Source organism: Pseudoalteromonas sp. 78C3 (genome assembly GCF_002836695.1).
GTDB classification, from domain to species: domain Bacteria; phylum Pseudomonadota; class Gammaproteobacteria; order Enterobacterales; family Alteromonadaceae; genus Pseudoalteromonas; species Pseudoalteromonas arctica.
The window spans coordinates 86,238-99,784 of the sequence record NZ_PJAV01000147.1; the positions used below are offsets into that span (position 1 = coordinate 86,238).

At 40.8% G+C, this 13,547-nt stretch carries 7 protein-coding genes and 1 pseudogene; 6 read left to right on the forward strand and 2 right to left on the reverse strand.

What is annotated here, in order from left to right; translation table 11 throughout:
• Nucleotides 1-326 precede the first annotated feature (326 nt).
• Both CXF76_RS11850 and gltB read right to left on the reverse strand, forming a co-directional pair.
• Nucleotides 327-1,742, reverse strand: a complete 1,416-nt coding sequence (locus tag CXF76_RS11850; protein ID WP_007375839.1) for an FAD-dependent oxidoreductase — start codon at nt 1,740-1,742, stop codon at nt 327-329.
• A gap of 9 nt (nt 1,743-1,751) precedes the next feature.
• Entirely contained in the window at nt 1,752-6,209 is a 4,458-nt protein-coding gene (gene gltB / locus CXF76_RS11855) for a glutamate synthase large subunit (RefSeq protein WP_101163759.1), read from the reverse strand.
• Nucleotides 6,210-6,907: 698 nt separating this feature from the next.
• Here gltB and CXF76_RS11860 point away from each other — a divergent pair.
• The 6 genes and pseudogenes from CXF76_RS11860 to CXF76_RS11885 form a co-directional block, all read left to right on the forward strand.
• Nucleotides 6,908-8,161 (forward strand): efflux RND transporter periplasmic adaptor subunit, encoded by a 1,254-nt coding sequence (locus CXF76_RS11860; RefSeq protein ID WP_101163760.1) that lies wholly within the window; start codon nt 6,908-6,910, stop codon nt 8,159-8,161.
• 42 nt (nt 8,162-8,203) lie between these two features.
• On the forward strand, nt 8,204-8,914 hold the full coding sequence (locus tag CXF76_RS11865; protein WP_101163761.1) for an ABC transporter ATP-binding protein: 711 nt from the start codon (nt 8,204-8,206) through the stop codon (nt 8,912-8,914).
• Nucleotides 8,915-8,917: 3 nt separating this feature from the next.
• Entirely contained in the window at nt 8,918-10,231 is a 1,314-nt protein-coding gene (locus CXF76_RS11870) for an ABC transporter permease (RefSeq protein ID WP_101163762.1), read from the forward strand.
• A gap of 11 nt (nt 10,232-10,242) precedes the next feature.
• Nucleotides 10,243-11,451: an ABC transporter permease gene (locus CXF76_RS11875; protein WP_101163763.1), complete on the forward strand. Its 1,209-nt coding sequence runs from the start codon at nt 10,243-10,245 to the stop codon at nt 11,449-11,451.
• Nucleotides 11,452-11,522: 71 nt separating this feature from the next.
• The gene (locus CXF76_RS11880; protein ID WP_101163764.1) at nt 11,523-12,854 is read left to right on the forward strand and encodes a sigma-54-dependent transcriptional regulator; all 1,332 of its coding nucleotides are present in this window, start codon (nt 11,523-11,525) and stop codon (nt 12,852-12,854) included.
• Nucleotides 12,854-13,547, forward strand: a pseudogene (locus CXF76_RS11885) (sensor histidine kinase); the annotation flags it as partial. The gene CXF76_RS11880 and the pseudogene CXF76_RS11885, both read left to right, overlap by 1 nt.

Here is a 13,547-nt window from a genome sequence, read left to right on the forward strand (position 1 = left end):
GTATATAAACGACATAGAAGAAAGAAGTGTCGATAACGTTTATATATATGAAACGAGCCCTGAAAGCCGCTTAGTAGATACCCAAAGAAATCGCATTTGGCTTATAAAGAGCAACCCATAATAACAAAGCAGTTTCTCTGAAAGTTACTATATAAGGTTTCTACATGAAGTTACTAACAAAAGGTGTTGTTCAAGAAAGCCATACAAAAGGTGGTATAAATATAGCCCCATTTGTCACTAATTACGTTGACATTACATTTGGATAAAACAAATAAAAAAGCAAGCCACTTGGCTTGCTTTAAATATCGTTATTTTAAAACGAAAAATTAAACTTTTAAGTAATCCATAATACCTTCTGCAGCGTTACGTCCTTCAAAAATAGCAGTTACCACTAAATCTGAACCACGTACAATGTCGCCACCAGCAAATATTTTAGGGTTAGTAGTTTGATGTGTAAACTCACCTTGTTCTGGTGCGTTAATACCGCCCCAGTTGTTTATTTCTACATCGTATTTTTCTAACCAATCCATTTTGTGAGGTTGGAAACCAAACGCCATAATAACTTGATCAGCTTCAATAACATGTTCTGAACCAGGTACTTCTTCAGCACGGCTTCTGCCTTTTGCGTCAGGTTCACCTAATTTAGTTTTAACCATTTTAACGCCGGTCACTTTACCTTTATCGTTCAATACAATGCCTTTAGGCTGAACGTTATACGTAAATATAACACCTTCTTCTTTCGCGTTTTTAACTTCACGTTTAGAGCCCGGCATATTTTCTTTATCACGACGATAAGCACACGTTACTTTTGCGGCATTTTGACGAATAGATGTACGCACACAGTCCATGGCTGTATCACCACCACCAAGTACAACTACTTTTTGGTTAGCCATATCAATACACGGTTGTTTTGTCTCATCGTAGCCCATTACACGGTTAGTGTTACCGATTAAGAATGGTAGAGCATCGTGAACACCCGGTGCATCTTCATTTTCAAGTCCTGCACGCATACTCTGATACGTACCAACCCCTAAAAACACAGCGTCGTAATCAGCTAAAATTTGATCAAGTGTAATATCAACACCTACTTCAACATTTAACTTAAATTCTACGCCCATTTCAGTGAAAATTTCACGGCGCTTTTGCATTACTGATTTTTCAAGTTTAAAAGAAGGAATACCAAATGTGAGTAGTCCACCTATTTCTGGGTGACGATCAAACACTACTGGTTTAACGCCGTTACGCACCAAAATATCAGCACACCCTAAACCTGCAGGGCCCGCACCAATAATGGCTACTTTTTTGTCAGTCCATGTTACATAAGACATATCAGGCTTCCAGCCCATTTTAAATGCCTCATCAGTAATGTATTTTTCAATATTACCTATTGTAACCGCACCAAACTCTTCATCGAGCGTACACGAGCCTTCACACAAGCGGTCTTGTGGGCAAACACGCCCACAAACCTCTGGTAAGCTATTTGTACGATGAGAAAGCTCAGCCGCCTCTATAATACGGCCCGTGCGTATTAACTTTAACCATTGTGGAATGTAGTTATGTACTGGACATTTCCACTCACAGTACGGGTTACCACAATCTAAACAACGGTCAGCTTGTGAGTTAACCTGATTCTCTGAAAAGGGTTCGTAAATTTCTACGAAAGATTTTTTACGTGACGAGATTGGTTTTTTGCGTGGGTCTACACGCTGCACGTCTATAAATTGATATACATTTTCGCTCATACTGCCCCCTTATTGCGCCTGAACACGTAGTTCGGCACTACTGCGAGCGCGATGCCCGAGTAAACTTTTTACGTCACTTGATATTGGTTTTACTAATTTGAACATCGGTAAGTACAATTCAAAGTTAGCCAAAATACTTTCTGCTCTGCACGAACCCGTAAGCTCTAAATGCTCAGCAATTAAGCCGCGTAAATGTTCTTGATGCGACGTTAATTCGTCTAGTGTTACTATTTCGACAAGCTCTGGATTAATGCGTTTTTCAAAATCATTTCGCTCATCTAAAATATAAGCAAAACCACCGGTCATACCCGCGCCAAAGTTAACGCCTACATTGCCCAGTACACATACAACGCCACCGGTCATGTATTCACAACAGTTGTCACCTACACCTTCAACAACCGCTTGCACACCTGAGTTACGAACTGCAAAGCGCTCGCCTGCACAACCTGCAGCAAACAGTTTGCCGCCTGTTGCACCGTATAAACATGTGTTGCCTGCAATTGTGGCTTTGTGACTTTCGAACGACGAGCCAAGTGGTGGACGAATAACTAACTTGCCACCCGCCATGCCTTTACCTACGTAATCGTTTGCATCGCCAACCAGTGTCATTTCAAGGCCGCCGGCATTCCACACGCCAAATGATTGACCCGCAGTACCATGTAGCTCAATTGCTACAGGATCTGCCGCCATACCTTGGTTGCCATATTTATCAGCAATATAGCCAGAAAGCATTGCACCTACCGATCTGTCCGTATTACAAATACGACTTACTAGTGAAATACCGCTTGAAGCATCAATTGCGTCTTGCGCCTTAGCAAGTAGGCTCTCATTAAGTTTTCCTAAATAATGTGAGCTATTAGGCGCACTGCAATAAAGTGTTTCACCTGTTGGGTTATTAGGCTGAGCAATTACGGAAGATAAATCAATTTTCTTCTGTTTTGCTGTTTTGCCTTCAATTGCTTCAAGCAAATCTAAACGACCGATTAAATCAGTTAAGTTTACAACACCCAAGCTAGCCATGATTTCACGTGCTTCTTGCGCTATAAACTTAAAGTAGTTCATCGCCATTTCTGGTAAGCCGTGGTAATGCTTTTGACGAAGTGTTTCGTCTTGTGTTGCAACACCGGTCGCACAGTTGTTTAAATGGCAAATTCGTAAGTATTTACAACCAAGCGCAACCATTGGACCTGTACCAAAGCCAAAGCTTTCTGCACCTAAAATTGCCGCTTTAATTATATCTAAACCTGTTTTTAAGCCACCATCTGTTTGCAGGCGAATACGATGACGCAGTCCATTTTCAACAAGGGCTTGCTGCGTTTCTGCAAGTCCTAGCTCCCATGGGCTACCTGCATATTTAACTGAAGTAAGTGGGCTTGCGCCTGTACCGCCATCGTAGCCAGAAATAGTAATTAAATCGGCATACGCTTTAGCAACACCCGTTGCAATGGTTCCTACGCCTGGTTCTGAAACCAGTTTTACAGAAATAAGTGCTTTAGGGTTTACTTGTTTCAAATCGAAAATTAGCTGTGCTAAATCTTCAATTGAGTAAATATCGTGATGTGGTGGTGGCGAAATTAATGTAACACCTGGAACAGAATAACGAAGCTTAGCAATATATGGGGTTACTTTTTCACCCGGTAATTGACCGCCTTCGCCTGGTTTTGCACCTTGCGCTACTTTAATTTGAATAACGTCAGCACTGCGTAAGTAATGCGGCGTTACGCCAAATCGACCTGAAGCGACTTGCTTAATACGCGAGTTTTTCTCGGTACCATAACGCAGCTTATCTTCACCGCCTTCACCAGAGTTTGAACAACCACCTAAGCGGTTCATTGCAATTGCTAGAGCCTCATGCGCTTCTGGCGATAATGCACCAATACTCATTGCTGCTGAATCGAAACGCTTGTATAGGTTTTCTGCAGGCTCTACATCATCGATGCTAATGCCTTGCTCTGGAATTTTAAGCGCAAGCATGTCACGTAAAGTGGCAATAGGACGCGTATTAACAAGTTTTGCATATTCACTGTAATCACTGTATTCACCAGAACGAACTGCTTTTTGCAGGGTTTGGATTACATCAGGATTATAAGCATGATACTCGCCGCCATGTACGTACTTAAACAAGCCGCCGTGGCTTAATAATTTACGCTTACTTAGAGCGAGTTTGTGTAAGCTTTGCTGATCGTCATCAAAGTCGGTAAAGCATGCGCCCTGTATGCGACTCGCAACACCTTTAAAACACATTTGTACAATAGCGTCAGATAAACCAACCGCTTCAAACAACATTGAGCAACGATAAGAAGCAACCGTACTTATGCCCATTTTAGACATGATTTTGTATAAGCCCTTGTTAATGGCTTTACGGTAAGCAAGAGTTACTTCGCAATACGACTTATTAATAATTTTGCTGTCGCTCATCGCAACTAACGATTCATACGCAAGGTATGGATAAATTGCCGTAGCACCAAAGCCTAATAACACAGCAAACTGGTGCGCATCACGCACGCTACCGGTTTCAATGATAATGTTTGATTCACAGCGAAGATTGTTATCAACTAATCGTTTTTGTACCGCACCTACAGCCATAGCTGCTGGAATCGGCAAATTTGCTTCATTAAAGTTACGGTCAGTTAAAATAAGCATGATACAACCAGCGGCTGCTTTTTCTTGTGCTTGGTCACAAATACGCGTTACCGCATTTTCTAAACCTTCTTCAACTGTGTAGGTAATATCAATTTTACAGTAGCTGTAATGCGCTTCATCAGCATTTAATAGCTGCTGCATGTCTGCGTACATTAAAATTGGCGTATCAAACTGTAGGCGCTTAGCGTGGCCTGTTGTTTCGTTAAATACGTTTTGCTCACTACCAATACATGTCGCAAGTGACATTACATGATTTTCACGCAGTGGATCGATAGGTGGGTTTGTTACTTGCGCAAATTTTTGGCGGAAGTAATCATAAAGCGAACGATGCCCTTCACTAAGCACTGCAAATGGCGTGTCATCACCCATTGAGCCGGTTGCTTCTTGGCCGTTTTCACCCATTACACGAATAACACTATCAAGCTCTTCGTTGGTATAACCAAACATTTTTTGATATTTAGCTAGCGTTTCGTCATCAAATGAGCGATTACCGGCGTCTTGCTCAGTAAGCTCTTCAAATGGTACTAAACGTTTAACGTTCTCTTCAAGCCACGACTTGTAAGGATGGCGAGACTTTAAATCTTGATCGATTTCATCTGAGTGCCAAATTTTGCCAAGCTTAGTATCAATAACTAATAATTCACCTGGACCAACACGGCCTTTTTCAACTACTTCATCGGCAGTGTAATCCCAAATACCCACTTCTGATGCAAGCGTAATAAAGCCATCTTGTGTAATTACATAACGCGCTGGGCGAAGTCCATTACGGTCAAGGTTACAAGCCGCAAAACGACCATCCGACATAACAATACCTGCCGGGCCATCCCATGGTTCCATATGCATAGAGTTAAAGTCGTAAAATGCACGTAAATCGTCGTCCATTGCACGGTTTTTCTGCCATGCAGGTGGTACGAGCATACGCATAGCGCGGAATAAATCCATGCCACCAGCTAAAAATAGCTCAAGCATATTATCTAGGCTTGATGAATCAGAGCCGGTTTCGTTTACAAACGGTGCTGCGCTTTGTAAATCAGGAATAAGCGGTGACGCAAACTTATATGAGCGTGCGCGTGCCCACTGGCGGTTACCTTCAATAGTATTAATTTCACCATTGTGTGCTAAATAGCGGAAAGGTTGAGCTAAAGGCCAACGCGGCTGAGTATTAGTAGAAAAGCGCTGATGGAAAACACAAATCGCACTCGTCATACGAATATCAGCTAAATCTAGGTAAAAATTTGGTAAATCTGCAGGCATCATTAAGCCTTTATAGATAGTTACCAAACCAGATAGACTTGCGATATAGAAAGCTTCGTCATCAACAATGCGCTTTTCAGCGCGGCGGCGTGCTACATATAAGCGACGCTCTAAGTCTTTAGAACGCCAACCTTCTGGCGCGCTAACAAAAATTTGTTCAAAACCTGGTAATTGCTGTACAGCAATAGGACCCAACATAGATGGGTCGGTTGGCACAACGCGCCAACCTAAAATATTTAACGTTTCTTTTTCTAATTCTTCGCTAAGTATTTGTTTTGCAGCTTGCGCTAAAACAGGGTCTGAATTTAAAAATATCATACCCACTGCGTAGTTTTTGCCTAAGTGCCAGTTATGTTCACTAGCAATAGCACGGAAAAAGCTATCTGGTTTTTGTAATAATAAACCACAGCCATCACCTGTTTTACCATCGGCAGATATACCACCACGGTGCTGCATGCGATCAAGCCCCGTAATAGCAGTACGAATAAGCCTATGACTAGCTTGACCATTAACTTGGGCTATTAAGCCAAAGCCACAATTTTCTTTTTCTAACTTTGAGTCGTATAACATAGACCCCTCCCCTTGCTGCACTGTTAGCGTGGATGAACTGCTCGACGATTTGCTAACAGACGGACAAAACTAGCCTCTATCTTAAATAGAGTCAATAGCACTTTGAATACATATTCACATTCTTGAATATTTCTCACTTCATAGCAAGATTTCTTTTTATCATTATTTTTAACATTTAGCGTTATTTTAACCACTATTTTTTCATGACACTGGTGTCAAGTTTAACATATTGTAAAAAACACGAGCCTTCAGCCTGCCAGCTTACGTAAACGTAAAGGCAGCCGAAAGTGAATAAGTATTCAGCGCTAAAGGGGCTATTCAGTTAACATTTAGATAGTTTTATGCTATTTCATTACTTTAATGGCTTAACATCCCTGATTATTGCTGCTCATTAGTATAGTTATGAAAGTTCATGTCATTTTTTGTACGTTAATAGTGAATTTTTATTTAAAACTATGTCCGATGCGGACACATAAACTGTCCGCGGACATAAATTTCAATAACAAAAAAATAAAATTACTTAAATATCAATAAGATAATAGTTGGCATATTAATCGTATAGCTTTATATATAATCGCTAATTGGAATTACTATGTTTACTCTAAGCTTATTTTTACTCTCTCCTATTGCCGCTATTTGCACAGCAGCTTTATTACTGCTGTGCGAAAAATACATAAAAGCAATTTAGGGGAAATTAAATGATTAAAGATACCAGCGCACAAGACGTACAGGTAAAGGCACCTATAAGCTATAAAAAATACGCGATGATCACTGCGATTGTTTTCATTGTGGTCTCTGCAATTGCTTATATTTTTTTAACGAGCCATAGCGCTAAAAGCTCTATTAGCCGCTCAAAAGTACAGATTGCAAAAGTACATGTTAAAGCGCTCATTCGAGACATTGCCGCCAGTGGTAAAATTGTTGCTGCTAATGCCCCTAAAATCTACAGTCCAGAACGGGGATTTATAGATTTAAAAGTAAAGGCCGGCGATACAGTAAAGCAAGGCAACACACTTGCCCTGCTGCAAAGCCCTGAGTTAACTAATGAATTAAAGCAACAGGAGTCTGTACTTAAAAGACTTGAAGGCGAACAGCAAAGGCAGCATTTGCAAGCAAGACGCCAAACACTCACCTTAAATAAAACACTCGATATGGCACAAGTCGAGCTTAACGCCGCTGAGCGCGAAAATCGTCGCGCACAGTTATCAATACAAAAGCACTTAATTAGCCAAATTGATCTAGAAAAAGCAGTTGATGATTTATCCCGAGCTAAGCTCTCCTATAAGCATGCGCAGCAAGAGGTATTGCTTGCCAAAGACACGCTCACTTTTGAACTACAAGCTGCTAAAAGTGATGTGACCCGCCAACAACTTATTGTTGATGACTTAATCCGAAAAGTAAGCAACCTATCTATTAAGGCTACCGTTACAGGGATCGTGGGTAACCTATTAGTGCAACAAAAAGCCGCAGTGACGCAAAGCCAACCTCTTATGACTCTCGTCGACTTAAGTAATTTTGAAGCCGAACTCCAAGTTCCTGAAAGTTACGCAAACGAATTAGGGCTCGGTATGGAAGTAGAGCTTAAGTTAGGCAATGAAACAGTGATGGGGAATTTATCCGCCATATCACCAGAAGTTAATAATCGTGAAGTAACAGCACGCGTCCGGTTTAAAGGTGTTACTAACAACATTCGTCAGAACCAACGCTTAACTGCACGTATTTTACTCGACAACCGAGAAGGTGTAATGCAAGTAAAGCGTGGTGCATTTATGCAGCAAGGCGGAATTATAGCTTATAAAGTCGATGGCAATATCGCAAAGCGTATACCTATTACAATAGGCGCCACCAGCATTAATGCGGTTGAGCTTTTAAGCGGACTAAAAGAAAACGATGAAATTATTATTTCAAGCTACAGCGACTTTAAGCAAGCCAACACGATTTTATTAAATTAAACAGACGTTCTCAACCAACGCTAAAAATAATTAGGAACAACCATGTTACAAATGAACAATGTAAGTAAAGTATACCAAACAGAAATGGTACAAACCCATGCGCTTCGAGATTTTAATCTGCAAGTAAACGAAGGCGAATTTATTGCTGTTACCGGTCCTAGCGGCTCAGGAAAAACAACCTTTTTAAATATTGCAGGTATGCTCGAGCCTTTTAACGAAGGTGAATACCTGTTGGATGGCTTTAATGTTGGCAGCCTAAACGATAACCAACGTGCTGATTTACGTAATCAAAAAATTGGCTTTATATTCCAAGGCTTTAATTTGATCCCCGATTTAAATTTATATGAAAACATAGAAGTTCCTCTTCGCTACAGAGGGATTAAAGCAAATGAGCGAAAACGTCGAATTGAGCAATGCCTTGAACAAGTTGGTTTAGCATCTCGCGCTAAACACTTACCTCAACAACTCTCCGGTGGCCAGCAACAACGTGTGGCAATAGCCCGTGCGCTTGCTGGTGAACCTCGTTTTTTACTTGCCGATGAGCCAACAGGTAACCTTGACAGCTTAATGGCTCGCCAAGTTATGGAGTTACTTGAACAAATCAATCGCGACGGTGCCACTATTGTAATGGTAACGCATGATAGCGAATTAGCCCGCCGTGCTCCGCGTAATATTCAAGTAGTTGATGGACAACTTGCCGACTTTACGCTTTATCAAGGCGCGCAAACTATAAAAACAGCATCGGGGGTTTAACTAATGTTTATTCATTATTTAGATTTAAGTTGGCGCAGCTTCAAGCGCACCCCACTGGTTAGCTTTTTAATGGTACTTGCCATTGCGATAGGTATAGGCATAACAATGACCAGCCTTAGTGTTTATCATATGATGTCGGCCGATCCTATCCCAGATAGAAGCAGCCAACTTTACAGTGTGCAATTACAAACAATGGACGATGGTAGTACGTGGTGGACAGAAGATAACATGCCACTGCAACTGACCTATCAAGATGCAGAGAACTTATTAAACGCACCCACGCCAGAGAAAAAAGTGGCTATGATGCGTACCGGCTTTTCAGTTTATCTGGACTCCGACAAAATAAAACCTTTTATAGGTAATGCTCGCATGACAACGCCTGACTTTTTTAGCATGTTTAATTTGTCATTTTTATACGGGGGGGCTTGGAGCAAAGAGCAAGAAAACTCAGCCGCACCTGTGGTTGTTATTACTCAAGAGATAAACGATAAACTATTTGCAGGACAAAACTCCGTCGGAGAACTGATTTACTTAGATGATGCAAGCTATCAAGTAGTTGGTGTTATTAACCATTGGCCTCTCAATATTAAGTATTATGATTTAAATAACGGTGCATTTAATCAAGTAGAAGAGTTATTTATGCCCTTTAGCTTAATAAAGGCAAAAGAGCTCGTAAGTTGGGGCAATAGCAATGGATGGAAACACGAAAACACACCAACCTTTGCAGATAAACTGCAATCTGAGCAAGTATGGATCCAGTTTTGGGCAGAGCTAAATACGCTTGAACAAAAACAAGCCTATCAAAATTACTTATTAGCCTATATGCAAGAACAACAAAAACGTGGTCGATTTAATCGTAAAGAACTTGAGTATAAACTTCGCGATGTAAACCAATGGATGCAATACAACAACGTCGTCACCGAAGACAATAAAATTTTAGTGGGCCTGAGCTTTATGTTTTTAGGTGTCTGCTTAGCCAATATTTTAGGTTTACTTTTAGCTAAATTTTTACGCAGAGCGCCAGAAGTAGGTGTAAGACGCGCATTAGGTGCTAGTAAAAGGCAAATATTTTTACAGCACTTAGTTGAGGTCGCCATGCTTGGCTTTATAGGTGGCATGCTAGGAATTGTACTAGCACAACTTGGCTTAATGGGCGTAGGGCAAAGCTACGACTACTATGAAAACTTAGCGACAATGGATTTAACCATGCTATTGAGCGCCCCATTGATTGCAATTACAACCTGCATTTTAGCTGGTTTGTACCCAGCTTGGTTAGTGTGTAAAACCAATCCTGCTATTTATCTTAAGAGCCAATAAGGAATGTCACAATGTTAGAAATAAAACCTATATTCAACGCCTTATGCCGCTCAAAGGTGGGCGCTGTATTACTGCTAATTCAAATTGCAATTACTACAGCTATAGTTAGTAATGCTGCATTTATTATTCAAGACAGAATTAGCTATTTAAACCAAGAAACGGGCTACCCCGAACAAGATATATTTAAGTTTAATGTAATGACCTTTGGTACTGATATTAACTTAAGTCAGCAGTTTGAGCTTGATGAAAGCATGCTTAGAAAAATGCCAGGCGTAGTTGATGCCGCATTAAGCAGTAGTATTCCGCTATCAGGGGGTGGCAGCGCTTCGAGCTTTAATTTAAAACCTGCTCCACAAGAAGGCCTAAGTGTCAGGACCGCTTATATTTTTATAGATGACCACGCAATTAATACCTACGGCGTTAACTTAATTGCAGGGCGAAACTTTACCGAAGATGAAGTGCTCGTTACAAACGAAATTACACAAAAGCGTACCAACGTCACTATAGTCACTAAAGCCTTACTTGATGAGCTCTACCCTGATGGAGATGGTTTAGGGAAAATAGTTTATTTTGGTGACCTACCACTTAAAATTATTGGCGTGATCGGAAGCATGAAAGGCCCGTGGCTCAAAGACAGTAAACCCGATAATCTTGCGTTTATTCCTTATATTAAAGCAGCAAGTTATGCACAAGTTGCCGTTCGTACTAAGCCTGGTCAGCGAGCAGCTGTAATGAAAGAAATAGAAAATGCTATGCTCGAAAACTACAGCAAACGCGTTATTAACAACATTAAAGGGCTTGATGAATTAAAAAATGAGTATACCGCTCAAGATCGCCTTATGATGCGCATGCTCATAGTATTAATCACTATTTTAGTACTTATAACCGCTCTCGGTATTTTTGGCTTAACCTTATTTAATATTAGCAAACGTACTAAGCAAATTGGTACACGCAGAGCACTTGGCGCAAGAAAGTCAGCTATTGTTAGCTACTTTTTAGTAGAAAATGCATTAATTTGTAGCCTAGGTTTAGCCTTAGGTGTAGTAACAGCAATACTACTTGGGAAAATGTTAATGCAGTATTTTTCTGTAGCCGCACTACCGCCAAGTTATATAGCCGTTACCGCCATTGCCGTATTTTTAATGAGTTTACTTGCAGTATTAGCGCCGGCCAAACGCGCTGCCAATATTTCGCCCAGTATCGCAACTCGCACTATTTAATAATATGTAAATCACTATGCTACACTGCTTAGTAAGGCAGTGTAGCCATTAAAAAATTATAAAAATAACCTATGACTCATAAAATACTCATTGTTGATGATAACCAAGCAGTACTCGACGCACTTTCATTGTTGCTCGAGATCCACGACTTTTCGGTAGTCACTGCAACAAATCCATTTGATGCTCTGCAAATAGTTCGCTATCAACGAATTGAGCTTGTAATTCAAGACATGAACTTTACCAGCGACACCACCTCTGGCGAAGAAGGTAAAGCGTTGTTTTATGAACTACGAGAAATAAACCCACACCTACCTATTATACTTATTACAGCCTGGACCGAACTTGCCACCGCCATTGAGCTTGTAAAAGCCGGTGCTGCTGATTACTTACCAAAACCCTGGGATGATGCAAAACTACTAGTTTGTATCGGTAACTTAATAGAGCTAGGCAGTGCTAAAAAAATAATGGCGACACTTAATCGCCATCAACAAGAACGTGAAGGTACATTTAAAAATGCAGACCTTGCTGGGCTAATATTTAAAAGCACGGCTATGGAACGACTGGTCACTATGGCGCTACAAGTGGCTAAATCTGATATATCTGCATTAATTACAGGCCCTAATGGGAGTGGTAAAGAGTGCATTGCGCATATTATTCAAAAAAACTCCCCGCTTGTATCGCAGCCTTTTATTAAGGTAAACGCTGGTGCACTACCGCAAGAACTTATAGAGGCCGAACTTTTTGGCGCTGAAGCAGGTGCATACACGGGGATTACCAAACAACGTATTGGTCGATTTGAAGCAGCTGATGGTGGTACGTTATTTTTAGATGAAATTGGTAATTTACCACTTTCAGGACAAATAAAATTACTACGCGTACTACAAACCGGCGAGTTTGAACGTTTAGGCTCAACACAAACACGAAAGGTAAATGTGCGGGTTATATCGGCCACTAACGAAAACTTACTACAAGCAATTGAACAAGGTCGATTTAGGGAAGACTTATATTATCGCCTTAATGTAATTGAACTCAATGTGCCTGCCCTTAGCGAAAGGCAAGATGATGTTTTAGCACTCATTAGCCACTTCTTACCTCACCGAGAACTGACTATAAACACAGAGCAAGCACTTCAACATTATAAATGGCCAGGTAACGTTCGAGAGCTAGAAAATGCTTGTAAACGTGTAGCGGTACTAAAACCAACAGGTGCGCTTACAGTCGATGACTTTGCACTTTCGTCATCGGTTACTGCTCAACAAGAAGCAAAAGCAGAACCGACCAAACAGGAAATAGAACACGCAATGCGCGCTCATCAAGGTGTTATAGCCAAAGTGGCCCGTGAATTTGGTTTAAGCCGACAAGCTCTTTATCGTCGATTACAAAAAATGGGTATTGATTATTAATGCCAAACATTATTAGCCACTTTACCCTAAGCCAAAAGGTTGTGTTAATTTGCGCACTTTGTAGCGCGCTGCCTGTTTTTATTATTGCCGCACTTAGTGGTTTTGATATGTACTACACTCTGTTTTTAATATTACTAACGCTTGCATTTAGCACCTTGCTTTCAAGAGCTCTCACCAAACCAATAAAGCTTGGTATGCAATCGCTCGAAACCGGGTTGCTTAATTTTAAAGATGGTGAGCTCTCCAGCTTACTAGCGTATAAAAGTAATGATGAACTTGGAAAACTATGCCGACTTTATAATCAAACCGCTAAACAGCTTCGCCAAGAAAAACAATGGATTTACCAGCGCGAGTTAATGCTTGATAAAGTATTGCAAAGCTCGCCGCAAGCGTTATTGCTGGTCAATGATAATAATACGGTGGTATTTAGTAATTTAATTAGCCGTAGTTTATTTAATAGCGCAACCCGCCTTGAAGGTATGCAGCTAAGTAAATTGCTCGAAAATTCGCCCCTGCAATTAATAGCAGCTATAGAGCACGGTGTTGATGGCCTCTTTAATATAGAAATAGAGAATCAAGACTCGCAAACTTGGCATTTAGCCATCGGGGAGTTTTTACTCAATAACCAAAAGCATCATTTATATATATTTAAACAATTAACCCGTGAGCTTAGTCGCCAAGAAGTTGCCGTGT

Bases quoted from the DNA above. Each gene is read 5' to 3' on its own strand.
- CXF76_RS11865 (WP_101163761.1), top strand. From the start codon at position 8,204: ATGTTACAAATGAACAATGTAAGTAAAGTATACCAAACAGAAATGGTA.
- CXF76_RS11860 (WP_101163760.1), top strand. From the start codon at position 6,908: ATGATTAAAGATACCAGCGCACAAGACGTACAGGTAAAGGCACCTATA.
- CXF76_RS11870 (WP_101163762.1), top strand. From the start codon at position 8,918: ATGTTTATTCATTATTTAGATTTAAGTTGGCGCAGCTTCAAGCGCACC.
- CXF76_RS11875 (WP_101163763.1), top strand. From the start codon at position 10,243: ATGTTAGAAATAAAACCTATATTCAACGCCTTATGCCGCTCAAAGGTG.
- gltB (WP_101163759.1), bottom strand. From the start codon at position 6,209: ATGTTATACGACTCAAAGTTAGAAAAAGAAAATTGTGGCTTTGGCTTA.
- CXF76_RS11880 (WP_101163764.1), top strand. From the start codon at position 11,523: ATGACTCATAAAATACTCATTGTTGATGATAACCAAGCAGTACTCGAC.
- CXF76_RS11850 (WP_007375839.1), bottom strand. From the start codon at position 1,742: ATGAGCGAAAATGTATATCAATTTATAGACGTGCAGCGTGTAGACCCA.